The organism is Bifidobacterium dentium JCM 1195 = DSM 20436 (assembly GCF_001042595.1).
GTDB classification, from domain to species: domain Bacteria; phylum Actinomycetota; class Actinomycetes; order Actinomycetales; family Bifidobacteriaceae; genus Bifidobacterium; species Bifidobacterium dentium.
The window spans coordinates 2,319,641-2,345,727 of the sequence record NZ_AP012326.1 but is presented as its reverse complement, the minus strand read 5'-3'; the positions used below and the strand labels follow the sequence as shown (position 1 = coordinate 2,345,727).

Genomic DNA, 26,087 nt, shown 5'->3' with positions numbered 1-26,087 from the left:
GTGCCTCTCTATACGGTTACGGACCTGTTCGCGCACAACAAACGGCGCAATGCTCCCCTTGCGACATACTAGGAGCATTTTCCTCGCCGCAAAACCGATGGGAGTGCGGCAAATGACTAATTACGGACTAATTGCGCACCGCGACCGTGAACGGGCTGGCCGGGAGGGTGTCGCCGTTGTAGAGGATGCTCGAGCAGTCGGGATTGCCGCTCCACAGATAGCGCACCTGCGTCATGTCGGCCATGGCTGCCGTGGTGGAGGTGAGCGACACCTGATTGCCTTTGATCGTGGCCGTGGCCGACGTCCAGTTGCCGCTGTTGTCGGCCACTTCGAAGCCTTGCAGTGCATCGCCGGTGGGGGAGGCCACGTTCGCAATGCCGTCCAGTGGCGTGGCATTCGGGGTTTTGGCATAGTCCGGTACGCTTGCCATGGCGCTTTTAGCATAATTCGGCTTCATGGACTGCAGCTTGTCGGCGGTGCCGTCCTTGAATGACAGGGTGATGGCGGACTTGTCGGCGCTGCGTGTCGCCGATTCGATGATCGGTCCGGACGGTACGCTCTTGCCGGCGACCATCGCTTCGTACTGTGCGGCCATGCGTGCGCCGAGAATGTCTTTGCCGAGCGGATGAATCACTTTCGATGTGCCCTTGTCGGTGTCGATGGAAACCGTCATGGCCACGTTCGCACTGTTGCGCAGATTCGCGTTGTCAAGCGTACGCAACTGCCCCTGACGCACGTTCTGCGTGTATTGATAGCCTGACCATCGCGCAAGTTGCACATACAGGAAGGGCAGGGTGCTTTCGTCGAACACCTTGCGATACTGGTTGATCAGCGCGGTCATCTGCGATTCGTAGTCCAGGGAGGTGCTGAGCGTCGAGGCGTCATTGCAGCCTTGATACCACAGCACGCCCGCCACGCGGAAGCCGGTCAGCGGCGCGATGTGGTTCGCGTAGATGTCGCCGCCCTGTACGTGGCGGCTGATTGCGGTACCACCCCATGAGGTCTGGATGATGCCGATCGGTATGTTGGTTCTTTTGGCGCGCAACTGCATTGCGAACTGCTGTGCCAGGTAACTGAGATGTTGCGAATTGGTGCTATCCGCAGTAAGCCAGCCGGAGGTCTTGTTGGCGTCGATCAGCGGGAAGTCGGTGTTGTCGACGTTATGGTCGGCCACCACGAAATGCACGTTCGCATCGGTGAGCAGTTTCGGCAGATCGCCGCGCGAGATGAGTCCGCCGCCCCAATTCCAGTTGGAGTCGTCACCGGACGAGTAGTACTGCGTGTAGTTGAGTTCCATATTCGACTGTCCGGCCGCTACGAACACGTCTCCCACATACACTTTCGCCAGGCTGAACACGGTCTCGCCGTTGTATGCGATGGTGAGACGGTATGGTTTGAGCCCGCCCTGCAACGATTTCATCGTGCAAGTGAACGCCCCGCTGTTCCTGACGGTCACGGCTGCGGAGACGGTCGTCTTGCCTTGCGTGAGCGTTGCGGACAGTTTGGATTGGTCGATGGCATCGCTGCCGGAGTCATCGTTTGCAGCGGTGGCGGTGCCTTGGATGACCAGTGGCTTGCCACGTTGGAAGACCATGTTTTCGGCATAGTATGACGGCAGGGTCACGGATATGCGCTGTGCCGAGGATTGCGTGGTCGGCTCCGCGGATTTCGCGGCGTTCCCGCAGCCGGAGACGATTGATACGATGATGGCGACGGCGGCCGCCACCGCAATCGGTATACGCATTGGCCGCTTCCTGTTCACAACTTCCCCTTTGGTATGGTGTGGCTTCACTGTGTGGAGGTTCCGCTTTTCATGAATCGTGAAGTTCACATCGTAGAGCATAGCCGACGAGCCTCAAAATCATCGCGATGGGGCCGTGCGACGGCCGGATTATGCGGTGATGCTGTGGATGGAGTGAAGATGTGATGCGGAAAACGATGCGAGATGGTTGAATGAAAAGAGACCTGCAGGGATGAGTGTGGAGAGAGGATCTGCCGGTGAATTCACTGAAGAAAGCCTTTTCAATGGTGGCGGCTGCGTTTGCCGCCGTGGCCTTGATGTTGATGGGCGCTGTTCCGGCCAGTGCGCTGATGGACCATTCGGTTGATGCCGTTGCCGGCAACGATGCGAATGCCGATGTCGTTCAGGCTGATCAGGACGAGTCGTCGCAGACCGTCATGCCTGATAATCCGCAGGCGCAATTGCCGGATTCGGTGAGTGAAAGCATTCCGGACAGTGCCACCGTGGTATCCGAGAATCTGGCGGTCACCGCCGAAGGTGACGTCAAAGACGTCGAGACCGGCGAAACGGTGACCGATCCGGAACTGGTCGGTACCGAAGAGCAGGCTCCCGATCCGTTGGCGAAAACCGACGGGGAGACCTTCATTCCGGTTGCCGCCGCCGATGTGAAGGAGGCGGTCGACGAAGCCGATGCCTCTGCGGAGCAATCGCAGGAACAATCCTCGACGGACACTGACGGCAAGGTGACGCCGGCGCAATTCACGTCGAACGAATACGGTGCGTATTGGGGCTCCTACAACAATACGAAGGCGTTCTTCGAATCAGGTGGCAATCTGTTCGTGCAGCAGGCGAAGGGCGTGATCGACGTTTCGCAATGGCAGGGCAACATCGACTGGGCCAAGGCGAAGGCCGATGGCGTGGAGGGTGCGATCATCCGCATCTCCTACGGTTGGGATAACGGATTCGACAAGACGGCGCTGCGCAATATCAGCGAATGCAAGCGGCTTGGCATCCCCTTCGGCATATACACGTATTCATATTCGTATGATGCGGCCACGGCCACCGCAGAGGGCAATGATCTGGTCGGACTGCTCAAGAAGGCCGGCGTTTCGCCGAACGACCTGTCCTTCCCGGTATATTACGATTTGGAACAATGGACGTGGACGGGCCATCAGGTACCGACCGATCCGAATGTATATAACGGCATCGTGAATGCGTGGTGGGGTCGTCTGCAGGCGGCCGGGTACAACAATCTGGGCGTGTACTCGTATACGAGCTATCTGAACGGTCCGCTCAACCATGGCAACATTCGGTCCAAGGCCAAGTGGGTGGCCAGTTACGGTCCCCGCACCAACTTCTCCTATTCGGCGAACAATCGTGGCTGGCAATATACGAGCGTCGGCCATGTGAACGGCATCAGCGGCAACGTCGACATGAATGCGTTCGGCAACAGGGAATACGTGAACCCTGCGGCCCATTGGGTTACGCGCAACGGTCAGAAATACTGGCAGGATGCCGACGGCACCTATGCTCGCGGCAAGGAGATCTTCGACCCCGACAGCAACGCCTGGTATTGGATTGACTCGAACGGGGTCATGGCGTGCAACAAAGATGTCTATCTGCGTTCGAACGGTGGCAAATGGGTTCGCTATGACTCCAACGGCCATATGGTCAAGGGCGAGGATTACCGCTATGGCGGCTGGTACTATTTCGACACGACCACCGGGGCCATGGCCAAAGGCGTCAAGTACATCTCCTCCAACGGCGGCAAAAAGGTCTATTACGACGTCATCACCGGCAAGATGGCCCATGGCGAGGTCTACCTGAATTACGACAAGACGCATACCGGCTGGTATCTGTTCGACAAGACCACCGGAGCCATGGTGTACGGGGACGTCTATCTGCGTTCGAACGGTGGCAAATGGGTGCGCTACGACCGTTCCACCGGCAAGATGGTCAAGGGACTGCATAAGCAGAACGGTGCGTGGTATTACTTCGATGAAACCACCGGTGCCATGGCCCATGGCCGCACGTGGGTGCCGGAATGGGAGGAATGGCACACGTTCGATACGATTACCGGTCGCGGCTGAGAAGCTACGGAAAGCTCAGATTTTCTGGGACGTCACCGTACCGTCATCGCCCAGCTGGAGGATTTCGAATGATCCGTCTTCCTGACTGATGCCGATGATGTTGCCGGTCTGCGCCGATGCCACCGCCGCATTGCGGTCGAATGCTTCGGGAACATAGATCTGTGCCTTCTTGCCGTCCAACGGCGTGATGTCGGCGGTCGGGCACTGCAGGTTCACTGCGGTCAGCGGCAGGTCGGCGAGGGCTTGCAGATCGCAGGCGTGGTCCGGCAGGGAAACGTTGTTCAGGGATGTGAGCTTGGCAAGCGATGAAATGTCGGAGATGGCGGTGTCCTGCAGATTGATCTGCGTCAGCGAGGCCATTGATTCGACCGGCGTGATGCTCTTCAACGCGCTGAATTCGCTGAGATCCAAGTCGGTGACACCGGTGAAACGTTGCAGCCCCTCCAGCGTGGTGACGTGCTTGAGATCGCTTTTGCCGCAAGGCTGGTATTGGGTTGCGTACTGCGTGAAGGCCAAGGATGTGAGTTGTGCGGCCTTGGTTGAGGGGAAGGCCTTGCCGGATGCGTCGAGAATGGACGCAAGGCAGGAGGCCAACGTCTTGTCTGGTACGACTTTGGAGAAACTCGTGGCGACCGACGCATCGGTTTTGGTGTCATCCAACGTCGTCGGAGTGGAGGTGGGGGAGGGCGTTCGCGATGCCTCACTGCCATGGGTGGAGCATGCCGTTAGGGAGAGCGACAGAACCACGGTCATTGCCAATGTGCAGGCGCGAACGCCTCGTTTCATATGCCACCGCCTTATTGTGATATGTGAAGGTCCATGCGAATCGGTTACGGGACCGGATCCGGAAGATCACTCGTCGTAATACGGATGGGCGTAGCGTGCGCCGCTGTAAGCCGAACGTACGCCGATGTTGCCGTAGGCTGCGTCGACGATCACCACATTGCCGCCGTTCACCTCGATTACGATGCCGGCATGGCTGGCGCTGTAATTGCTGGCCCAGGAGTCGCTGAACTTCCAGAAGGCGACATCGCCCACCTGCGGGGTGCTGCTGACGCGGCCGCGGGAGTTGTACCAGTCGAAGTTGTGGTGAGGCCAACCGGTCTTGGCTCCATCGCAAAGGAATACGTCCAGGCCTGCGGCATGGAAGACGTACCAGACAAACGACATGCACGGGCCGAACGGGCAGATGAGGCCGCCGTTCGCCGCCAATGCGCCCGGGCAATCGGGGTGCTGGCTGGAATAGGTGCGTGCGTATGATGCCAGGCGATTGGCGATCTGCTGCTTGCTGTACTGCGCGCCGGTGTACGGGTCGAAGAAGTAGTGGTGACCGTCGATGATGGCACCGCCGTGAACCATGCGGCCGGTGATCTTGTCGTAATACACCCACTTGTTGCCGCTCGCCATCCAGGTTCTGCCCTTGGCCAGAGCGCCGGTGACCGGCTTCATGTAGTACCAGCCGCCGTTGATGTAGCGCTCGCCGTACTGCATTTTGCCGGTGATCTTGTCGTAGTACACCCACTTGTTGGTCTGTCGGATGTATACGAAATCATGGGCCATCTTGCCGGTGTACTGATCGAAGTAGTACCAGCCGGTATGTTCCTTGTCGTAGTGCAGATAGGCTTCGCCGTGGGCCATCCTGCCGGTCACCACGTCGTAATACACCCACTTGCCGCCATTGGAGGAGATGTGTTTGACGCCCTTGACCATGGCGCCGGTGGTCGTATCGAAGTAGTACCAGCCGCCGTTGTGGTAGTTCTCGCCCTTGACCAGGTTGCCGCTCTGATCAAAACGAACCCATATGCCTTCCTTGCGGTTGTTCGGGTCGTTGGGGATGAACACATCCTTGCTGACGGCCATGACGCCGTTCTCGTAGTAGTGCTGCTTGTTCTGATCCCAGCCGTTTTCCGGTTTGGCCGGCTCGGATGGCTGAGCGGGCTCGGTCGTCTTGTTCGGGTCGGCCGTCGTACCGGGATCGACCGATTTGCCGGAAGCCTCCTCGGACTGCGCTTCGGCATCCGACTGCGCTTCGGCATCCGACTGCGCTTCGGTTCCGGACTGTGCGGTGGCGCCGGACTGGGCCGTCTTCGGGCTTGACATGGGGGTTTGGGAAGAGGCCGCGTCATGTGATGCGTCCGAAGTGGCATCGTTCTCGGTGCTACTTGAGGACTGGGTCTCTCCGGCCGGTTGTGATGTTGAGTATGATTGCGTTGCGGTCGGGGCATCGGCCAGTGCGATTGCGGGATAGCTGATTCCCTGAAGTACTGTGACGGCGATGAATCCGGCCATGATCAATGTTCGTTTATGCATTGGTGGTGAATCCCCCTCTGTGTTCCCTTAGGGGGCATGCTATAACGGTCGCATGACAACGGGAGGGGGATTCCCGGCGCATGGGTTGGCCGCCTGTCATACACTATTAAGCATGACGAACGAAGAGAATGCTTACGATACGTGTGCCCGGTTGCGTGAAGCGCCGGCAATGGTGTTTGTGATTCCCTGCTACAACGAGGAGGCCGCACTGCACGTCACCGCAGGGGTTCTGAAGAGCAAACTTCAGGATTTGAAGGATGCCGGTCAGATCGCTTCCGATAGTTCGGTCGTTTTCGTGGATGACGGCTCCGCTGACAAGACATGGGATGTGATCACGTCCCTGCATAACGAGTGCCCTGACATGTTCCACGGGGTGAAGCTCGCCCATAATCGAGGGCATCAGAATGCGCTGTTCGCGGGGCTGATGCATGCGCTGCACTTGAACGTCGATGCCGCGGTCTCCATGGATGCCGACTTGCAGGATGATCCGAATGCCGTCGACGGCATGGTCGCCGCTTACCGTGAAGGCGCCGAAATCGTGTACGGCGTACGCGATAACCGCGATACCGACACCGTATTCAAGCGGGGAACCGCTCACGCCTTCTATTCGATGATGAAGTGGCTGGGCACCGAAACCGTTCCCGACCATGCCGACTATCGATTGATGAGCCGTGCGGCCCTGCAGGCCCTGTCGCAGTACAGGGAATCGAATCTGTTCCTGCGCGGTCTGGTGCCATCCCTCGGATTCAAGACCGCAAAGGTGTTCTACAAGCGCGGCACCCGCGTGGCCGGCGAATCGAAGTATCCGCTGAAAAAAATGGTCTCCTTCGCCATCGAAGGCGTTACGTCGTTCTCCACCAAACCATTGACCATGATTACCGGGCTTGGCGTATTCTCCGTGTTCGTGGGCGTCATCATGCTGGTGTACACGCTGATTTCGGTGTTTTCCGGGCATGCCGTGGCAGGTTGGGGTTCCATGATGTGCTCGCTGTGGATTCTGGGCGGTTTCATTCTGCTGTCGCTGGGCGTGACGGGCGAGTACATCGCCAAGATTTATCTGGAAGTGAAGGCGCGCCCGCGCTATATCATTGAAGAATCGCTATAAGCGGCCGATGATGGGCCGTTCTCGCATTTTCCGGGCAAGATGGGATGATTGAGTGAACGAGCGGAACATACATGCCGTATCTGAACGTCAGTCGGTATTCTGGCGGACTGTGCCTCGCTGGCTGACGGTGCTGGCACTGGGATTTCAGGCCGCGGTCGTCGCCGTATTGCTGGTGCTGTCGATCTGCTTCACCGTCATATTCGAACGAAGCGCGCCGGAACCTGGCAATGTCACGGAACGGGTGCACTACCATCTGGGGCTGCCCTCCATACCCTTCGTGCTGGGAATCGTGGCGTTGTTCGCGGCGCTGGCATTGTTGGCGGTCGGCATCGCACGCCTCCCGAAACGTTGGGTGCTGGTCGCGTTGCTGGTCTACGTAACCGTCGTGCAAATCATCTGGATAACCTCATTGGGTCTGACCACCTACGGATATCCGGATTCCCGAAGCCTGATGGATGCCGCCGATACCCTTCTCAAGGGAAACCTGAACCAGTTCAGCCCGGATTTCTGCCCGCATGGCAGCACTGAGGCGGCATGCGTAAACAGGGGCATCCCGAGCGCATACACGTACTTCTCGTACTATCCGTTCCAAAGCGGACCGATGCTCTGGTATCTGCTGGTGTTCGCCCTGTTCGGCGCGAAGAACGTCTTCGCCTTCCAGATCGTCAGCGCGCTCGCGGTCACCGCTCTGGTGGCGGTGCTCTGGCGTTTCGGCACCCATCTGGGGCTTGATGCGGTGGGCCATGGCGCGTTCACCGTGCTGGTGGCGACCTGTGTGCCGTTGTTGATGTTCGCCGCATTCGTATACCCGAACGCCGTGGGCTTCTTCATCACCATCGCGGGGGCCGCGGCGGTGGCCGAAGCGTTCCATATGAAGAAGGTCTGGACCAGCGGGCTCACGATCGTGGCCGGCTTCCTGATCTGCGGCATCGGCATCGTGTTCAAATCCACGTATCAGATCGTGATTCTGGCCGCAATCCTCGCCGTGATCTTCGCGGTATGGCGCAATCGCCGTTTCTGGCAGCTGATTGTCGCCTTCGTGTCCGCAGGCGGGGCCTTTGTGATTTCCAAACTGCCCGTCAGTTTGGTGCAGCATTGGACCGGACAGGATTTCGGCAAGGGCATGCCGATGATTTCCTGGATTGCACTTGGCATGGGGGAGCCGGATAACGTACCTGCCGGTTGGTGGAGCAGGTTCGCGTTGGACGCATTCGAGAAAACCGGCAATGATTATGCGCAGCAGTCGCAGATTTCCACGGATTTCGTCAAGAGCCGCCTCGCCGAACTCTTAGGCGATCCGGGTGAGGGACTGCGTTTCTTCACCGCCAAACTGGCGTCGGAATGGGCTGAGCCCACGTTCATGACGTCGCTGTATTCCGAGCTTGGTGATTCGTCGAATCATTTTTCCGGATTGGCCTCCTTCCTGCTGGTGGGGCGTGGATCGAACATCCTGCTGCGATATGAGAACGTAGCCCAGACGGTGATGTATCTGCTGGCATTCATCGGACTCATCGCACTGACCCGCGCGGTGTTCAGGAACCGTAATGAGGAAGGCAATGCCGACAAGGTATTCGTGCAGGTGCTGCTGTGCGCCTCATTCCTTGGTGGCTTCCTATGTTACGTGCTGTGGGAGGCCAAGGGCATCTATACATTGCCGTTCTACCTGTTGCTGGTACCCATGGCGGCCTATGGCATCCAAACGGCGGTGGCCTGGGGTAAAAGCGTCCATCAACGGCGTCGTCTTGCCGCAAGACCTGTTGCGGTACAGTGATAACGGAAAAAATCGCATGATTGGGAGGTGCGGCATGCATGGCAAACAGGCAATGGCGCTTGGAGCCGTTCTTTTTTCGATGTCGATAGGTGTGCTTGGTCTGTGTGCGAGTGTCGCGCAGGCCGATGCCGAAACGACTCAGGTTCCGGCCGTATCCGCCGAATCGAAGAACGGTTGGGATCAGGGTAGGCAGCATTACTACGAGAACGGTGAAATGGTCCGCTCCCGGGAAATCTATGACCGGCAGGACGGCAACTGGTACTGGATCGATGGCGATGGCACCGTGGCCCGTAACAAAGACGTCTACCTGCATTCGAACGGTGGCAAGTGGGTGCGCTACGATGCCAACGGCCACATGATCAAAGGCGAGGACTATCGCTATGGCGGATGGTATTACTTCGACCGCCATACCGGCGCCATGGCCAAGGGCATGACCTTCGTGCCTTCAAACGGCGGCAAATGGGTCTATTACGACTGGATTACCGGCAAGATGGCATACGGCGAACGACTGGTGAACTATGATGCCGCACATACCGGCTGGTACCATTTCGACGAACATACCGGTGCCATGACCCATGGCTTCTACTACAACGCGTCCCAGCACAAGTGGGTCTGCTATGATCCGGTTTCCGGTCAGATGCTCCATGGACAGCATGCGGTGAATGGTCATTGGTATGACTTCGATGATACGACCGGTGCGGTCAAATACGGCTTTGTCTACCATGCCAAGCAGCAGAAATGGGTGTTCTACGACCGCCGCATGGGCTGGATGCTGTATGGCGAACAACCGATTGACGGAGCCTGGTATCTGTTGGACGCCAATACCGGAGCCGTCCGGTATGGCTGGCAGTGGGTTGGTGGCAAGCATGTGTGCTACGACTGGCCCAGCGGGAAGATGCTGTATGGCTGGCACAGCGTGAATGGTGCGAACTACTATTTCAATACCGTCACCGGTGCGCTTGATACCCGCCGTTCGGCAGCAATACCGCAAGATACCGTACAGGCTTCCGCAGGCGGTTTTGGCGCACGTATCCGGCAGGGAAAGTACCATTCGGTGCGCATCTTGGGCGATAGCATCGCAGCAGGTGTCGGCTCCGATGAGACGTACCCGTATACTTCCCGTGAGCTGTTCCGTCTGGAAGGGACTACGTATTATGAGCCGTCGTCGCAATCTCGCATGGCGGTCAACGATCTGAGGCACTATCTGGAATCTCGAGGCGTGTCGGTGACCAACGCCAGCGCTCCGGGCAAGGGCTCGTATTCGGCGTACAACTCCATCGGTGACGATACGCTCGGCCATGAGGATGCGGCCATCGTGATGCTCGGCGCAAACGACCGGCTGAGACTGTCGAACGTCAACGATTTCACGGCCGCGGCGGAATCGTATCTGAACAGGGTCGCAGCTCGTTACGGCTCGCAGAACGTGTATGTGATCGCGAATATCGATACGTTGTCGGATCCTCGGAGCCTGACCATGAATCAGGAGAATGCGGCACTGCAGCAGATCTGCAGACGGCATGGATGGCAGTATGCCTCGCTGTATTCGGCGTTCCAGACGGTCGGCCGCACCACCGGCATGCCGCAGCAGGCGCTGTATACCGACGGCATTCATCCGAATCGCATGGGTCAGGAAGTGATGTGGCGGGCCATGCGCCAGCTGCTCGGTCTATAGGGTGAGGGAATCTAAACCGGTAGACCGAGCAGGGAGAAGACCGAATACACTATGCAACGAATCCGTTTCTTCGACATAGCCAAAGGCATTGCCATTCTTGCCGTGATTCTGGGGCACAGCGCCATTGAGGCGAACGTATTCATCCCTCATCACACCGCGCAGCTGGTGGTGGCGGTCTGCTTCTCCTTCCACATGCCGTTGTTCTTCATACTGTCCGGCTATTTCATGCATCCGGAACGTAGCTTCCGCTGGGCGAAGGAAGCCAGGCAGTTGCTGTGCACATACGCGGTGACGGGCGTGGCGGTGTTGGTCGGTGTGACGTGCATGGCCACCGTCAACCATGAAGGCCGGGCTTACATGCTACGCCGCTGGGGCGAGGCGGTACTGTATGGTAGCGGTGACATCTCCGACCGTACATTATGGCCTGTGGAGCTGCGCATCGGTGCGATCTGGTTCCTGTTGGCTTTGTTCTGGGCGCATCTGTTGCTGCATGCCTTCGCCAAATTGCCGTATACGCCGGTCTGGGTGGTGTCCAGCTTTGCGATCGGTTATATTTCCGCCCGATACGTGTGGTTGCCTTGGAGCTTGCAGTCGGGTATGTGCGCGGTCGCGTTCGTATATGTCGGCTACTTGGCGAAACGGTATGACCTGATGGGCCATGTAAAGCGCTTCCCGTGGCTGTGGGGCGTTGCCGGCGTGATCTGGGTCGTCGCCATCGTCCGATTCGGAGGCATGAGCATGGCCATCAACAACTACGGCACCCGCCCGGTGCAGGCGGTGATCGGCAGCCTCGCGGGAACGTTGTGCGTGGTCGGCATTTCGAAGCTGCTCGACCATGTGCCCGCTTTGGGAAGGGCGCTGAGCTGGACTGGGCAGTCGAGCCTCGCCATTTTATGTGTGCATCTTGTTGAGGATGATGTGTTGCCGTGGCAGATGTATTTGGGGGTGTTGCACAACCTGTTGCCACATATCCCGCTGACTGTGACGAGTTTTGTGGTGCGTTTGCCGATTGATCTGGCGTTTGCGGCACTGCTGTATTATGTACCAGTGGTCAACGAGTGGTTCTACCCGCAGTTGGCGAAACGCAGGCAAGCCGCCGCGTGAATGAGGCTGCAAGGGGCAGCCGCGAAAAAACAGAGGGGAAATCAGATGAGAAGAAGAAGGGCTATCGTTGCGCTTATTGGTACAACGGTGTCTCTAATGATGTGCATGCCCACCGGAGCATTCGCTCAGGATGCGCAATCGAACGATGATGACATCCATACCAGCGCTCAGCTGCGTGCTGAGGCAGCCGAACAGAATGCCGATCAGGAACGGCAGCTGCTGGAGGAATCCACGCAGAACGAATCCGACATCGTCCCTCTTGCGGAGGACTCTTCGTATCCGGCTCCATGGAATGAAGGAACGGACACGGGAGTCAAGGATCAGCCCGCACAGGTGGCGGGCGTCTCCTCCATGCAGGACGATACCGTGCGCGGTGTGAACCTCACCTCGTATCAGGCCATGAAAGCCGCGCGAACCGCCAAGAACGGCTATGCCTTCAAGGATTTCGACGGCAATAATTTGGATGACAACGGCATGATGCAGCTGTTGAAGGCCTCGGGAATCAACTATGTGCTGCTGAAGGTCGCGGTGAATCCTACGGACGGCAACGGCAACACGTACGGTGGCGGCAATCCGACGCTCGATAACGCCATTGCCACGGCCAAAGCGGCTCAGGCCAATGGCCTGAACGTCAACATCCAATTCCTGTATTCCGATTTCTACACGTCGAAGACCGTGCAGAAGTTGCCGAAGGGCTGGCCTACGAATCTGGCCAAGCTGACCAGTCAGGTGAGCGATTACACCGCCGATTCCCTTTCCAAGCTCAAGGCTGCCGGCGTAACGCCGAACATGGTGACCATCGGCAGTGAGATCAGCTCACCGTACTATGCGGACAGCGAGAACAAGAAGGATCTGCAGGGCAGCTTTCTGGGGCAGGACGATTGGAAGGGCATGTCACAGCTGATCAGTGCCGCCAGCAAGGCGATCCGCGCCAACAATGCCGGCACCAGGATCGCGGTCGGCTGCTCGTCGGTGGACCAGACGCTGACCACCACGTACGTCGACATGCTCAAGTACTACAAGGTCGATTACGACGTGATCGGCACCAAAGTGTATGCAGCCTATGACGATCTGAACAGCTTGGCACAATCCCGCCGGATGATTTCCGAAGAGTACGGCAAATCCATGGCGGTGCTTGACGTACTGTATCCGTTCACCGAATACGACAGCGATGGGCAGGGTAACACCAGCGGAGCCAGTGACCTTAAACAGAGCGGCAAGACGCTTAGCCCGCAAGGCCAGGCGGACTATATCCGCAGCCTGTACAAGGCTATGGTGTCTGCGAAGAACAATGCCGGCGGCGCCGGCGTGTTCTATGGCGATGCCACTTGGATCGCAGTGAAGGGCGGCCTGTGGAACGCCGATGACAACTGGAACTCCGCCAATAAATACGGCACTGGTTGGGCCAGCAAGTATGCGGCGGACTATGTCGACTATGCCGACAACGGTGGAGCCAGCCAGCAAGATGATGCGGCCCTGTTTGATGATCTAGGCCAGCCATTGCAGTCGCTGAAGGTGTTCGGCCAGCTGACGGCGGCGAACCCGGAAGATGCCGACATGGTGCCGACCGCCGAAGATCCGTACAAGACGGGCGCCGACACCGGCGCGGCACAACAAACCGCTTCGGTGGAGCAGGTGCCTACGGTGACCGAAGACACCATACGCGGTGCCGATGTGTCCAGTTATGAGGCGCTGTATAAGGCCGGAGTGCGGTTCAAGAACTTCGACGGCCAAGAGGAATCGCTGTTCAAGATCCTGCATGACAACGGCGTGAACTGGGTGCGTCTGCGCTTGTTCAACGATCCATATGATGAGAACGGCAACAGCTACGGCAGCGGCACCGACGATCTCGACACCGTGACCCGCATGGCCAAGGAAGCCACGCAGTATGGCATGAAAGTGCTGCTCGACCTGCATTACAACGATTTCTATGCCTCTTCGTGGCGTACGCCGAAAGCATGGAAGGGACACAATCTCAGCCAGCTGAAGACCGACGTGTATGACTTCACCAAGAACGTGATGCAGACGATGGTGAACAACGGCGTGGATCTTGGCATGGTGCAGCTTGGCAATGAGTCGAACAGCGGTCTGTGCGGCGTGACGGTGAGCTACTGGGACAACGCCAAGGACCAGGAGTGGAAGAACTTCGTGGACCTGATGAACGAAGGTTCCAAGGCCATTCGCCAGTATGCCCCGAAAGGCACCAAGGTGGCCGTGCACTTCATGTACACGGATTCGGGTTCCGCCGACTTTGCGTTGAACTACTTCAAGAAATACAAGCTGGACTACGACGTGTACGGCAGCACGTACTATCCGTTCTGGAGCTCCGGATCGGACGGTACCGATGCCAACCAGGATCCGATGGGTGCGCTCATCAAGCTGGAGCAGGTCGTCACCGAAAAGTACAAGAAGGAATTCGCGGTCGTCGAATTCAGCTATCCGTTCACCGAGAACGATAGTGACGGCGGCTCGAACAATCTTTCCGGCCCGAACACCGACAAGAACAACAAATATCCGTATCAGGTAAGCGTGCAGGGGCAGGCCGACGTGATCCACGATACGTTGGAGACGGTCACTTCCGCCGACGGCGGCACGGGTCTTGGCCTCGGCGCCTTCTACTGGGAGCCGGCATGGATTGCCGTGGTGCCGGGAACCAACCATTGGGCCGTCAACAAGGCCTATGCCAACGATGCGGCCACTGGCTGGGCAAGTTCCTATGCCAAGAACAATGATCCGAGCAGCACCGAATACGATGCGTGGAGCGCTTCGGGCTGGGACAATCAGGCCGTGTTCGACGATCATGGCAATCCGCTGCAGTCGCTGAAGGCGTTCAAGGAGGTCATCAGTACGAAGACGACTCCCGAAACGAAGAACGGCTGGGTGATGGATGGCCGCGTACGTCACTGGTACGACAACGGGCGTATGGCACGCAGTCATGCCTTCTATGATCCGGACAGCAACGCTTGGTACTGGGCCGATGCCGACGGCACCATCGCCTGCGACAAGGACGTGTTCATCCCGAAGGATGAATCCAACCGTGCCAAGGGCGGCAAGTGGGTGCGTTTCGATGCGAACTCGCATATGGTCAAGGGCGAGCAGTACTCCACCAAGGCCAATCATGTCGGCTGGTACTACTTCGATCCGGTCACCGGCGAGATGGCCAAGGGCATGAAATATGTGTCGTCCAACGGCGGCAAGTGGGTGTATTACGACTGGATCACCGGCATCATGGCCCACGGCGAGCAGTTCGTGAACTATGACAAGGCGCATACAGGCTGGTATCTGTTCGATAAGACCACCGGCGCGATGTACCACGGCGACACCTACATCCGCTCGAACGGCGGCAAGTGGGTGCGTTACGACCCGGTGACCGGCATCATGGTGCACGGACTCGACCGCCGTAACGGTGCCTGGTATTACTTCGACCAGTACACCGGCAAGATGGCCCATGGTCGCAGTTGGGTCCCCGAATGGCATGCCTGGCATCATTTCGACAAGGTGACCGGCCGAGGGTGATGCATGGATATGCGGGGTGTGCATTCTTAGGGATGCACACCCCGCATGCGCTCTTCAGGGCCTACCAGTATCCTATGACGTATGACTTCGATGAAATTCGCGAACATACTGTTGGAGACGAATCCTCGCTCTGTCGCCTATCCGGCACTGTACTGCCGTTCCGATCAGCCGGTCGTTTTTGACGAACAACTCGGCGAGTGGAAGATGTTCACCGCCGGAACCTTTGATTTCAGCACGTATTTTAACTCGCTATCCGTGATGAAGCTGAAGCGCTATACGCGTGCGACCAGCTTCACCCTGCATCTCGAGCTCAAGGGCGCCGCTTGCGAAGTGCAGCAGACCATGGGTGACGCCTTTGCCCACGATCCGATTCCCGTCGAAGGTGTTTCCTGCAAGCAGGAGGCGTCCGATGAATGGCAGACCGTCGACCTTGCTCTGAACGTCACCGATGATATGGTCATCATCGGCTTCCTCATTAAGACCGAAGGAACCGTCGCCATTCGCAATGGCTACTATGAGCTGGATATCGATGGCGAACTCAATGATGTCGAGCTCGTCCTGTCCACCACCACGTTCAAGAAGGAAGCGTTCATAGAACGCAATATCGGCTTGGTCAAGGATCAGATCATCGGCTCCGATGACCCGATTGCCGAACATTTCCACATGTACGTAATGGATAACGGCCGCACTCTGGATGCCGACAAGCTCAGCGGCGACCGTGTCACGGTGGTGCCGAACGATAACGTCGGTGGCGCAGGCGGCTTTACCCGTGGCATGATCACCGCAATGGAACAGGATCCGAAGGCCACCAATATCCTGCTGATGGATGACGATGTCGCGGTATCACCGGAAAGCATCAAGCGCACTTACAATTTGCTCCGCATTCTCAAGGACGAGCATCGCGAAGACATGATCAGCGGTGCCATGCTGAACTACGAGATCGGTGAGGATCAGTGGGAAGACATCGGCAACATGACCCCGCAGGGCACGTTCGCCGGCTGCAAGCCGGGTCTGCGTTTGACCCTGTTCGATGATCTGATCTACAACGAGATGTACACGCCGACCAAGTGGCAGAAAGATAACATGTATGCCGCTTGGTGGTACTGCTGCATTCCGATTTCCGTCATCGAGAGGAACGGTTTGCCACTGCCGGTGTTCGTGCGTTGCGACGACGCCGAATACGGTATCCGTTGCAAGACCGGTTTCATCACCATGAACAGTCTGTGCGTGTGGCACATGTCGTTCTTCGAACGCTACAACGCCGCCGTGGAACGCTATCAGACCACGCGCAACACCATGATTGCCCAAGCGACGTGCGGTATGGCGCCGGATGCTGATTTTATGCGCGAACTGCATAACAACATTCGTTTGGAACTCAAGAAATTCGGGTATGAGAATGCGGAGCTGTGCTTGGATGCCTTCGAGGATTTCCTGAAGGGGCCGGCGTTCATCAAGAAGCCCGGGCAGTCCGAACAGAGTTTTATGGCGGCGAATCGCAACAAGGAGCAACTCGTCGATTTCGAGACCCTTCAGGAACAGGCTGACAAGGATCCGGAGCTGTCCGGTTTCCGTGTCGAAGATGTCGATCGTCAGCTGATCGACGGCGACAAGCCGCGTAGTCTGAAAGAGCGTCTGGAGGATCTGATTACCGACAACAACCAGCGTTACCTCAGGAAGGGCGGTTCCGGATATGCCGTTATCCCGTTGCAGGGTTGGTTGTATCCGGCCGGTGTCATTCGTGGTAAGCACAAGTTGGTGGTCTTGGATTGGTATAACCGCAAGGGGGCTATCCGTACCAAGGATGTGAACCGCTATGCGCAGATCAAGAAGCGTTATGCGAGGGATCTTAAGTACTACAAGGCCAACATTGAACGTTTGCGTAAGGAATACGCCGATGCGCGCGCCGAATTGACTTCGGTGGCGTATTGGAAGCACTACCTGAAGATGGACTGATCTCACAGGCTATTGACAGTATGCCGCATGTGCCCCGATAGGGGTGCATGCGGTAGTATTTTTCTTTACCGGCCCGTGCGAAGTAAGGAACGATTATGGCATCTGTAGTGAGACGAATGCGCGAAAAGCTCTTTTGGCCATCAGAACGTTCCATGCAAAGGCTCATGGATAGGGTCGATGATTTGGAAAGGGAGAACAACAGTCTTGGCGAGGCGCTGAAACAGCAGGAATCGATGCTGTGTGAACTTCGTGACGTCATATACGGTGTCCGCGGCTTGGGTGAGGACACTCGCAACCTGGTCGACACCGTGCATCGGATGCAGATAGCCGAAAAGTCGAAGGCCGACATTCGTTTCTGGGCACAGTACCGTAGACCGGACGAAACCAGTCTGGACGCACGCAAACGCTTCTTTCTCGACCTGCCGAAGGCGGAAGGCGACATCGGTCTGCTGCAGGCGGCGCTGAACAGGATGCTCAACGATTTCGCAGACATCTGCAATGCCAACGACATCACCCAATACTGGCTGGTCGGCGGCACGTTGCTCGGTGCGGTACGCCATCACGGTTTCATTCCGTGGGATGACGATCTTGATCTCGGCATCATGCGTGACGACCTGGAGCGTCTTGAGCAGGTGCTTGCGTCGAATCCGGATTATCAGGTCACCGTGGTCTGGGATCGCATCGTGCATTGCCGTCAGGTGCGTTTCGCCCCGCGTGATCCCCGTGTTCCGGGATTCGTGGACCTGTTCCCGTTCGATTGGGTGCGCACGCCCGACCATGACACGTTCCTGAAGGTGCAGGAGTATAGACGGGCCGCCATCGAAGCATCGGAAGCCGATGAGCACATCCGTGCGGCCTGGGACGAAAACGTATATGTTCCCGCCGATTCGGAAGCCGGAACGCTGATCACAAAGGCGTTTGACGACCAGCTGGCCAAGATGCGTGAGACCGGCGTGGTCTGCTCCCGGCAGGAGGCGGCGGCATCGTCCGTGCCTACGACAATATGGACCACCCCAGTGGATTCGAATGGATCAGCGCCATCGACGACATCTTCCCACTGCCGCTGATGCACTTCGAAAACCGTGCGTATCCGGTTCCGGCGAATCACATGTATCTGCTGAGCCATGCCTATGGCGACATCTTCTCCTTGCCCGACGATATCGGTCTGCATTTCGAACACGTCGATCGCCACGCCTTGGCGGAGGCGGATGCGAACATCATTCGCGAATACATCGAACGATGAATTTCAGCATGGCCCGCCGAGAGGTATAGAGTGAACTCCATGAAGAATGTAGCGGTAGTGGTAGCGGGCGGTTCTGGAACCCGAATGGGGCAGGATATTCCGAAGCAGTTCATCAACGTGTTCGACAAGCCCGTGCTCATCTACACGCTGGAGAGCTTCCAACGCCACCCCGACGTCGACGCCATCGCGGTGGTGTGCATCGACGGCTGGCAGACCATGGTTGACGCCTATGCCAAGCAGTTCAACATCGACAAGCTCCAGTGGATCGTGCCCGGTGGCGGCAGCGTGCAGGAATCCATCTGCAACGGTGTGGAACATCTGGAGCATGAACTCGATCCGGAAGACATCGTCATCATCCATGACGGCATCCGACCGCTGATCGACGCCGACGTACTCACCGACGTGATCCAAGTATGCGAACGGTATGGCAATGCCGTAACCTCGCTTCCATACAACGAACAGATCTTCGTGATCAATCAGGATGACCCATCGACCACCGTACAGTATGTGCCGCGCGAACAGCTTCGCCGCGTCTCCACGCCGCAGGCCTACCGTTACGGCAAGCTTCTGGCCGCCTATCGCAAGGCGTTCAAGGAGAACATCGGCATCCACGGTTCCAGCTACATCAATACCATGATGGTCGATTTGGGCGAAACCCTGCATTTCGCCAAAGGTTCGGACAAGAACATCAAGCTCACCACCAAAGGCGATCTGGAATTGTTCAAGGCCTACATCACGGCGGATGAGGACACCTGGCTGAAATAACATACCGAACATCGAAAGGAACGGCATTGCCCGACCAGCGTCTGCAATCACGGCTCTACCAAGACGACCTGTCATATTGCGCGGCCCTGCCCATCGACTGGTCCCGACTGAACGGCAAGACCATCGCGGTATCCGGTGCGACCGGCATGATCGGCACTTTCCTCATCGATGTATTGATGCGCAAGAATGCGGAAGCGGATTTCCGGTGCGATGTCATCGCCATCGGGCGGAATGCCGAGCGGATTCGCGCTCGCTTCCCATATGTCGGCGGCGAACATTTCCATGTCGCGCAGATGGATGTGTCCGTACCGGGTGCCTGCCCCGAACTTCCAGCCGATATCGTAGTGCATCTGGCCAGCACCACGCATCCCAGGGCCTATGCCACGGAACCGGTCGCCACCATCACCTCCAACATCATCGGACTGAAGAATCTGCTGGACTACGCTTGCGGCAACGACGCCTCGCGGCATGGCGACGGCATCGACTTCGTCTTCGCATCATCCGTGGAAGTCTACGGACAGAATCGCGGCGATGTCGAACGGTTCGACGAACGGTACTGCGGATATATCGACGCCAATACGTTGCGTGCCGGCTATCCGGAGGCCAAGCGTTTGGGCGAATCCCTGTGCCAGGCCTACCGTGAACAGTATGGTGTGCGTCCGGTCATACCCCGCATCGCGCGCACGTATGGTCCCACGTTGCACGCGGACGACAGCAAGGCGTTGTCGCAATTCATCCATCGGGGGCTTGCCGGCGAAGACATCATCCTGAAAAGCGAAGGCACGCAACGGTATTCCTACGCCTACGTGGGCGATACCGTGACGGGACTGCTGTATTGCATGATGCAGGGCAAGGCAGGTGAGGCCTACAACATCGCCGATTCCGCGTCCGACTGCCGACTGCGCGATCTGGCTGCCCTAGTGGCCGAATATTGCGGGGTCGAGGTTCGTTTCGAGCTTCCTGACGAGGTGGAATCCAAAGGCTATTCCAAAGCGACGCTCGCGTTGATGGATGGCGGCAAGCTCGCCGGTTTGGGCTGGAAGGCGAAGTATCCGATTCGGCAAGGCATCGAACGCACCCTGCACATGATGCGGAACGCAGGATGATGTAAGGAAATGCGGGGCATTCCGCCGCGCAAAGTCGCTTAAGAACGGGCACTGATAGGATACAACTTGTGAAACAGCTGGTGAAGAATATTCAAGACAGATACGGTTATGCATGGACCGTTCTGCAAGGTCTGGTCAAGACCGACTTCAGGCTCCGCTATCAGGGGTCGTTCCTCGGCATCGCATGGTCGGTACTCAAGCCGTTGATGATGTTCTGCGTGATGTATGTGGTGTTCGGCAAGTTCCTGCGCATGTCGGACGGCACTCCGACCTATCCGGTGGTGCTGCTGCTGGGCATCAGCTCCTGGCAGTTCGTCACCGAATCGACCAACATCGGCCTGCGTTCGGTCGTGGACCGTGGCGATCTGCTGCGTAAGATCCATTTCCCGAACTACATCGTGGTGGTGTCCGCCACCATCGGCGCACTGATCAGCTTCGCCATCAATCTGGTGGTCGTGCTGATTTTCGCGCTCGTGGCCCGCGTGCAGTTCACCTGGCGTGTGGTGCTGCTGCCGCTGAATATCATCGAGCTGTACGCCATCACCCTGGCACTGACCCTGCTGATGGCGACCATGTACGTGTACTTCCGTGATATCGCCCATATTTGGGAAGTCCTGCAGCAGTTGGTGTTCTACGGCATGCCTATCATCTATCCGCTCACCTATGTGACCAACCGAGGCGGAATACTCGCCGACCTGGCCCGTTTGGAGCTGCTGAACCCGTTCGCGCAGACGATTCAGGATATTCGTCACAACTTCATCGCCCCCGATACCCAACCGACCATCTGGAATCAGTTCGGCAATTGGGGCATTCGTCTGTTCCCGCTGGTCCTTACCGTTGTGCTGCTGTGGCTTGGCGTCTGCCTATTCCGCCGCAACAGCCGCAAGTTCGCGGAGGTCATGTGATGCCCGATGAGGAAATGATCGAGAAGATCGACTATACGAAAAATCCGGTGGTGCTCTCGGCAAGCCACGTATCCAAATGCTTCAAGCTGCCGACGGAGCAGGCCACCGGTCTGAAGCAGGCGTTCATCAACTGGACCAAGGGCATCAAGGGCTACAAGAAGCAGGAAGTGCTCAAAGACATCAGCTTCGAGGTGCATCAGGGCGAGTTCTTCGGCATCGTCGGCCGTAACGGCGGCGGCAAGTCCACGTTGCTGAAACTGATTTCTCAGATCTACTACCCGGAGAACGGTTCGATTACCGTTACGGGCAAATTGGTGCCGTTCATCGAACTTGGCGTGGGCTTCAATCCGGAGCTCACCGGACGTGAGAACGTGTACCTGAACGGTTCCCTGCTCGGCTTCACCCATGAGGAAGTCGATGCGATGTATGACGACATCGTCAAATTCGCGGAGCTTGAGGAATTCATGGACCAGAAGCTGAAGAACTATTCCTCCGGCATGCAGGTTCGTCTGGCGTTCTCCGTGGCCATCAAGGCCCAAGGCGACATTCTGGTGCTTGACGAGGTGCTCGCGGTCGGTGATGAGGCGTTCCAGCGCAAGTGCGATGACTTCTTCACCGAAATCAAAAAAGACCCGTCCAAAACGGTCATTCTCGTGACCCACGACATGAATTCCGTAAAGAAGTACTGCTCCCGCGCCATGATGATCGCAGATGGCGAAGTGGAGGCCATCGGCGATCCGGAAACCGTGTCGCAGCAGTATACGTTGGCCAACTTGGAAGCCGAGGAGAAAGCCGAACGCAAGCGTCAGGAGGAGCGTGGAGGCTACCCGAACGGCCTGAACGAACGTTGCCCATTGCTCAAGACGACTGCGATCTCCCCGAAGGTCTGCTCCAGTGCGGATACGTTCAAATTCGACGTGGAGTATCAGTATGACGAGCCGGGAGACTTCTACCTGGCCATCGCGCTGCATGACATTCGCCGCGGCGGCATCACGTACGACACCGGTTCCAAGGTGTTCAGGATGACACGGCGCGGCCATCAGACCGTGCACTTCGAAATGCCGTTGAACCTGTTCAATAACGGTGAATTCCGTCTGATTACGTCGCTGCGCACGCCAAGCCCAAGCGATCCGAAAGCCACGGACGCCGTCGGCGTCGCCCTTGATGACAACGCCTGCAGCTTTGTGATTCGTGACGATCGTAATCGTGAGTATGCGCTCCTCAGCGACAGAGCCTTGACAATTGAGCCGTTAGATGATTCGCAGGTGGAGCGGGAGACGGCCTGATTATAATTACCGCGAAGAGTTAGTAGTAAGGCATGCCCTATGAGCGCACGGCACGGTTCCGGCAAACAACCGTCGATTGAGAATTCGGCAGGTGGAACCGTGCCAAGACTCGCGGCGGTCAGTGCCATACTGTACTGGTTACTGACCGTGGTGACGGGGTTGACCGTCATTTCCACGGGGAAGTACTCATATCAGAATGATTCAACGGCCCACTGGCTTCGTGTGGAACAGTTGCGCGCAGGGACCATCGTGCCGCAGCTGTCCCAGGATTTTCCCGAATGGGTGGTCAAGAATGACAATGGGATCATCAAGCCGTTCAACAACACTGCGGTGAACTCGCCGTTCGCGTATCTGCCAAGCCTGATTATTCAAGGTGATTACAAGGCATCGAGCATTGCCACGTTGCTGATTACTTCCGGCATCATCGCCTTGGCGATATGGCTTGCCCGCGAGTTTCGATATGCGATTCTTGCCACGGCCATTCTGCCGATGACGTTCTTCTCATTGACGTTCCCGACGGCCGATGCGATGATCAACAGCATATCGTTGCTGTTCATCGCCGTGGTGCTGTGCTGTTATCAAAGCACTCGGTTCGGGTGGCTGCATATCGGCATACTGTCGGTGCTGGCGGCGATGCTGGGGCAGGTCAAAATCACCTGCATTTTGGTTTCGTTCTTTGTGTTCGTGCTACTTGGCAAGGCGAAGAAAATACCGTTGAAGATGGCTCTGGTCGTGCCTGTTATGGCTTCGATCGCCTCCATGGCGATGTGGAACCGCAAGGTTGCTCACATCGCCACCGCTCCAAGCCATGTCAGTATCGAGCAGATCAGCCAGCTGAAAAAACAGATGATGGCCGATCCGTTCTCGCTGATTGGTTCTTGGTTCCAGACGTTCTTCGAACCGTTGACTGTGGATACGGAGAAAATCGACGGACGATTGGTCAACGCCGGCCGCAACCTACAGTTCTTCGCGGGTACCGAAGCCGTGCAGTTAGCCAACGCCGTCGTCATTCCCGTACTGCTCGCCATCGCCATCCTGGTGATCGTCGGCGCTTCGCAACGGCATCTGCAGGGCTGGAAGGAGATCGCCGTTCCCGCATTGGTGAGTTGCGCGTACTTCGCGGCGACCTGCACGGCCATGCTGATCGCGTGGGCCGGCAAATCCAGCGGATACGCTTCGGGCATACAGAATCGTTATTTCGTGCCGATACTGCCATTGCTGTTCCTGCTGGTTCCGCGACTGGTCTCCGGCGCGCGGAACAGAACCGTGTTTGCGACGGTAATCGCGCTGACGGCATTCTCTTATTTCGGCATCGCGATTTCGTTCCTTATCGATTGGAAGTAGGCAAAGAAAAAAGTGGAGTCGAAAATTCAACTCCACTCGTGTTCCCTAGTCAGCAGATGAGCTGCGGACTACCTGGCGTACCAGTGAGGACGTTTGTTGCCATTGCGGCATTCGCAGACGATCGGGGTGCCGTCTCCGTCTAGCTTCTGCGTACCTTGCTCTCTGGATTTGCACCACTGGCCGCGAATGTTCCTGCCGGTTCCGCCGGTGTTGCCGCCGGTGTTGCCGGAATTTGAATTATTGTTCACAAGGCGTCCGGTGACCGAATCGAATGTTGCGTAGGCGTTCCATTCCGGTACCCATACGCGGCTGTGCGCCATTGCACCAGTGGTCTGGTCGAAGTAGTAGTACGAACCGTCCTGATGGTGCAGGCCCTTGACCATCTTGCCGGTTACGCGGTCGTAGCGTACCCACTTGCCGCCGTTGGAGCGGATGTAGGTGTCGCCGTGGTACATCGCGCCGGTAACCTGATCGAACAGATACCAGCCGGTATGATCCCCGTCGTAGTTCACGAACTGCTCGCCGTGGGCCATGATGCCGGTGATCCAGTCGTAGTACACCCACTTGCCGCCGTTTGACGGCACGTACCGCATGCCCTTGGCCATGGCTCCGGTGATCGGATCGAAATAGTACCAGCCGACATGGCCGGCCTTGGTGGAGTATTGCTCGCCCTTGATCATGTGGCCATTGGCGTCGTAGCGTACCCATTTGCCGCCATTGGAATGCTGGTACACGTCTTTGTCATGCGCCATGGTGCCATCGGCGTCAAGCCAGTACCATGCATCGCTTCCCGGATCGAAGATCTCCTTGCTCCGGGCCATGACTCCGCTGTCGAACCAGTATTTGTTTCCATTCGCGTTCACCCAGCCGGTATAGTCGGTGGATGGTGGATCGACGGCTCCTGCCGGATCCGCGAACGCGGCGGTTGCGAAGGCCATCGACAGTGCGAGAGCACCTGCGACGATGGTTGTTGCCAGTGATTTTTTCATACTGCTCCTTCTTCTCATACATGGCATTTCGTCTTTGGAACGCCATCACGATTCAGGATAGTCCCCTCATGGGTGGGGAAGGATAGTGATTGCGGATTTCGTTGGAATTGCAACCATTGCGCTTTGTGATTCAGCTCTCGAAGATTTTCTTCCAGACGTTCACGCTGGCCATGTCGTATTCGCGATACTCCTTGGAAAGCCGTTCCCAATGATGCCGGCTGTTCAAAGAATGGCATGCATCGGTAGAATGATGCGGAGAAGGAGGCATGATGCCCAATACGCAATTACGCCATCGTATCGACGGTCTTCCTGATGATCTGCTCAATCTTGAAACCAGCCCGGAAGTTTCCGGATGCCTGAAGCGCGTCGAGACGATGCGAGACCACGCGCGCTCATTGGAGCCGTTGGATGGTGTCGAGGGCATGGCCCTGTCCGATTACGACCGCGATTGGCTCGTTCGTTATACCTATAATTCGAACGCCATCGAGGGGTCTACGTTGACGCTCCAGGATACATCCCTCGTATTGGAAGGTGAATTCGTGCCCTCGGATTCTCCGGCCCGGTTCGTATTCGCCGCGCGAGGGGTCGCCGACGGCATGGCCTACGTGCGCAGATACGTCGGTGAGGGCCGCGAGCTGGATCTGGACCTGATACGGCGAATCCATGAAGTGACGGCATTGGACCTGCAACCGTTCGCCCGTGGCGCGTTTCGCCCCTACGGATATCAGGCGAGGATCACCGCGACCAAGGTCAAGACCGCCGACCCGCTGGACATTCAGGACGACCTGCAGGCGTTGATCGATGGTTTGCGTGACGGCGGCGTACATCCTCTGCTCAAGGCGGCCGCCTTCCATGCGATGTTCGAGAACATCCATCCCTTCATGGACGGCAACGGTCGGACCGGCCGTCAGTTGCTCAACTACATGCTGCTGGCGGCCGGCTATCGTCCTGTGGCGATCAAACACGATGCGGGACGCGTCTATGCGCGTAGTCTCGAATCGTGGCAGGTGGACGGCGATCCCATACCTTTCTGCACTGCCGTGCTCGATTGCGTCGAGCAGGAGGAGAAGGCGTTCATCGATCTGGTCGAAGGATTGCGCCATCATCCGACTGCATCAACGCAAGATGGGACCTGTTGACGGATTCGCCCTGATAGAGTGTCACGGATTCCGCTGGAACCGCAGTCC

At 57.5% G+C, this 26,087-nt stretch carries 19 protein-coding genes; 15 read left to right on the top strand and 4 right to left on the bottom strand.

What is annotated here, in order from left to right:
• Nucleotides 1-127: 127 nt before the first annotated feature.
• A complete protein-coding gene (locus tag BBDE_RS09840; RefSeq protein ID WP_012902548.1) occupies nucleotides 128-1,744 on the bottom strand; it encodes a sialate O-acetylesterase in 1,617 nt (538 codons plus the stop codon).
• A 281-nt stretch (nucleotides 1,745-2,025) separates the two neighbouring features.
• Here BBDE_RS09840 and BBDE_RS09835 point away from each other — a divergent pair, with 281 nt between their 5' ends.
• Nucleotides 2,026-3,831 (top strand): glycoside hydrolase family 25 protein, encoded by a 1,806-nt coding sequence (locus BBDE_RS09835; protein ID WP_228369714.1) that lies wholly within the window; start codon nucleotides 2,026-2,028, stop codon nucleotides 3,829-3,831.
• Between the two features lie 15 nt (nucleotides 3,832-3,846).
• Here BBDE_RS09835 and BBDE_RS09830 read toward each other — a convergent pair whose 3' ends face one another.
• Both BBDE_RS09830 and BBDE_RS09825 read right to left on the bottom strand, forming a co-directional pair.
• A complete protein-coding gene (locus BBDE_RS09830) occupies nucleotides 3,847-4,617 on the bottom strand; it encodes an internalin (RefSeq protein WP_012902546.1) in 771 nt (256 codons plus the stop codon).
• Between the two features lie 66 nt (nucleotides 4,618-4,683).
• Nucleotides 4,684-6,120, bottom strand: coding sequence for a CHAP domain-containing protein (locus BBDE_RS09825; protein WP_012902545.1), 1,437 nt, complete (start codon nucleotides 6,118-6,120; stop codon nucleotides 4,684-4,686).
• Nucleotides 6,121-6,253: 133 nt separating this feature from the next.
• Here BBDE_RS09825 and BBDE_RS09820 point away from each other — a divergent pair, with 133 nt between their 5' ends.
• The 13 genes from BBDE_RS09820 (at nucleotide 6,254) to BBDE_RS09765 (ending at nucleotide 23,911) form a co-directional block, all read left to right on the top strand.
• Entirely contained in the window at nucleotides 6,254-7,246 is a 993-nt protein-coding gene (locus BBDE_RS09820; protein WP_003838522.1) for a glycosyltransferase family 2 protein, read from the top strand.
• Between the two features lie 127 nt (nucleotides 7,247-7,373).
• Entirely contained in the window at nucleotides 7,374-9,017 is a 1,644-nt protein-coding gene (locus BBDE_RS09815) for a hypothetical protein (protein WP_003838523.1), read from the top strand.
• 34 nt (nucleotides 9,018-9,051) lie between these two features.
• A complete protein-coding gene (locus BBDE_RS09810) occupies nucleotides 9,052-10,689 on the top strand; it encodes a GDSL-type esterase/lipase family protein (RefSeq protein ID WP_012902542.1) in 1,638 nt (545 codons plus the stop codon).
• 51 nt (nucleotides 10,690-10,740) lie between these two features.
• Nucleotides 10,741-11,793, top strand: a complete 1,053-nt coding sequence (locus tag BBDE_RS09805; protein ID WP_003838527.1) for an acyltransferase family protein — start codon at nucleotides 10,741-10,743, stop codon at nucleotides 11,791-11,793.
• A gap of 105 nt (nucleotides 11,794-11,898) precedes the next feature.
• Nucleotides 11,899-15,309: a glycosyl hydrolase 53 family protein gene (locus tag BBDE_RS09800; RefSeq protein WP_012902541.1), complete on the top strand. Its 3,411-nt coding sequence runs from the start codon at nucleotides 11,899-11,901 to the stop codon at nucleotides 15,307-15,309.
• Nucleotides 15,310-15,390: 81 nt separating this feature from the next.
• Nucleotides 15,391-17,262: a glycosyltransferase family protein gene (locus tag BBDE_RS09795; RefSeq protein ID WP_003838529.1), complete on the top strand. Its 1,872-nt coding sequence runs from the start codon at nucleotides 15,391-15,393 to the stop codon at nucleotides 17,260-17,262.
• Nucleotides 17,263-17,357: 95 nt separating this feature from the next.
• Entirely contained in the window at nucleotides 17,358-18,329 is a 972-nt protein-coding gene (locus BBDE_RS09790) for a LicD family protein (protein WP_012902539.1), read from the top strand.
• Entirely contained in the window at nucleotides 18,329-18,505 is a 177-nt protein-coding gene (locus BBDE_RS11620; protein ID WP_228369713.1) for a hypothetical protein, read from the top strand. Before BBDE_RS09790 ends, BBDE_RS11620 begins: the two co-directional genes overlap by 1 nt.
• Before the next feature lie 84 nt (nucleotides 18,506-18,589).
• Nucleotides 18,590-19,270, top strand: coding sequence for an IspD/TarI family cytidylyltransferase (locus BBDE_RS09785; RefSeq protein WP_012902537.1), 681 nt, complete (start codon nucleotides 18,590-18,592; stop codon nucleotides 19,268-19,270).
• A 26-nt stretch (nucleotides 19,271-19,296) separates the two neighbouring features.
• Nucleotides 19,297-20,376, top strand: a complete 1,080-nt coding sequence (locus BBDE_RS09780) for an NAD-dependent epimerase/dehydratase family protein (protein ID WP_003838533.1) — start codon at nucleotides 19,297-19,299, stop codon at nucleotides 20,374-20,376.
• Between the two features lie 68 nt (nucleotides 20,377-20,444).
• Nucleotides 20,445-21,281 (top strand): ABC transporter permease, encoded by an 837-nt coding sequence (locus BBDE_RS09775; RefSeq protein ID WP_003838535.1) that lies wholly within the window; start codon nucleotides 20,445-20,447, stop codon nucleotides 21,279-21,281.
• Complete coding sequence (locus tag BBDE_RS09770) at nucleotides 21,281-22,567, top strand: ABC transporter ATP-binding protein (RefSeq protein ID WP_003838536.1); 1,287 nt, start codon at nucleotides 21,281-21,283, stop codon at nucleotides 22,565-22,567. The genes BBDE_RS09775 and BBDE_RS09770 overlap by 1 nt, the downstream gene beginning before the upstream one ends.
• A 39-nt stretch (nucleotides 22,568-22,606) precedes the next feature.
• Nucleotides 22,607-23,911 (top strand): DUF2142 domain-containing protein, encoded by a 1,305-nt coding sequence (locus BBDE_RS09765; protein ID WP_003838539.1) that lies wholly within the window; start codon nucleotides 22,607-22,609, stop codon nucleotides 23,909-23,911.
• A gap of 68 nt (nucleotides 23,912-23,979) precedes the next feature.
• Here BBDE_RS09765 and BBDE_RS09760 read toward each other — a convergent pair whose 3' ends face one another.
• The gene (locus BBDE_RS09760) at nucleotides 23,980-24,900 is read right to left on the bottom strand and encodes a hypothetical protein (protein ID WP_003838541.1); all 921 of its coding nucleotides are present in this window, start codon (nucleotides 24,898-24,900) and stop codon (nucleotides 23,980-23,982) included.
• Nucleotides 24,901-25,166: 266 nt separating this feature from the next.
• Here BBDE_RS09760 and BBDE_RS09755 point away from each other — a divergent pair, with 266 nt between their 5' ends.
• Nucleotides 25,167-26,039 (top strand): Fic family protein, encoded by an 873-nt coding sequence (locus BBDE_RS09755; RefSeq protein ID WP_003838543.1) that lies wholly within the window; start codon nucleotides 25,167-25,169, stop codon nucleotides 26,037-26,039.
• Nucleotides 26,040-26,087: the final 48 nt, after the last annotated feature.

Bases quoted from the DNA above. Each gene is read 5' to 3' on its own strand.
- BBDE_RS09835 (WP_228369714.1), top strand. From the start codon at position 2,026: ATGGTGGCGGCTGCGTTTGCCGCCGTGGCCTTGATGTTGATGGGCGCT.
- BBDE_RS09830 (WP_012902546.1), bottom strand. From the start codon at position 4,617: ATGAAACGAGGCGTTCGCGCCTGCACATTGGCAATGACCGTGGTTCTG.
- BBDE_RS09770 (WP_003838536.1), top strand. From the start codon at position 21,281: ATGCCCGATGAGGAAATGATCGAGAAGATCGACTATACGAAAAATCCG.
- BBDE_RS11620 (WP_228369713.1), top strand. From the start codon at position 18,329: ATGCACTTCGAAAACCGTGCGTATCCGGTTCCGGCGAATCACATGTAT.
- BBDE_RS09760 (WP_003838541.1), bottom strand. From the start codon at position 24,900: ATGAAAAAATCACTGGCAACAACCATCGTCGCAGGTGCTCTCGCACTG.
- BBDE_RS09825 (WP_012902545.1), bottom strand. From the start codon at position 6,120: ATGGCCGGATTCATCGCCGTCACAGTACTTCAGGGAATCAGCTATCCC.
- BBDE_RS09785 (WP_012902537.1), top strand. From the start codon at position 18,590: ATGGGGCAGGATATTCCGAAGCAGTTCATCAACGTGTTCGACAAGCCC.
- BBDE_RS09820 (WP_003838522.1), top strand. From the start codon at position 6,254: ATGACGAACGAAGAGAATGCTTACGATACGTGTGCCCGGTTGCGTGAA.
- BBDE_RS09795 (WP_003838529.1), top strand. From the start codon at position 15,391: ATGACTTCGATGAAATTCGCGAACATACTGTTGGAGACGAATCCTCGC.
- BBDE_RS09805 (WP_003838527.1), top strand. From the start codon at position 10,741: ATGCAACGAATCCGTTTCTTCGACATAGCCAAAGGCATTGCCATTCTT.
- BBDE_RS09800 (WP_012902541.1), top strand. From the start codon at position 11,899: ATGCCCACCGGAGCATTCGCTCAGGATGCGCAATCGAACGATGATGAC.
- BBDE_RS09840 (WP_012902548.1), bottom strand. From the start codon at position 1,744: ATGCGTATACCGATTGCGGTGGCGGCCGCCGTCGCCATCATCGTATCA.
- BBDE_RS09790 (WP_012902539.1), top strand. From the start codon at position 17,358: ATGGCATCTGTAGTGAGACGAATGCGCGAAAAGCTCTTTTGGCCATCA.
- BBDE_RS09810 (WP_012902542.1), top strand. From the start codon at position 9,052: ATGCATGGCAAACAGGCAATGGCGCTTGGAGCCGTTCTTTTTTCGATG.
- BBDE_RS09755 (WP_003838543.1), top strand. From the start codon at position 25,167: ATGATGCCCAATACGCAATTACGCCATCGTATCGACGGTCTTCCTGAT.
- BBDE_RS09765 (WP_003838539.1), top strand. From the start codon at position 22,607: ATGAGCGCACGGCACGGTTCCGGCAAACAACCGTCGATTGAGAATTCG.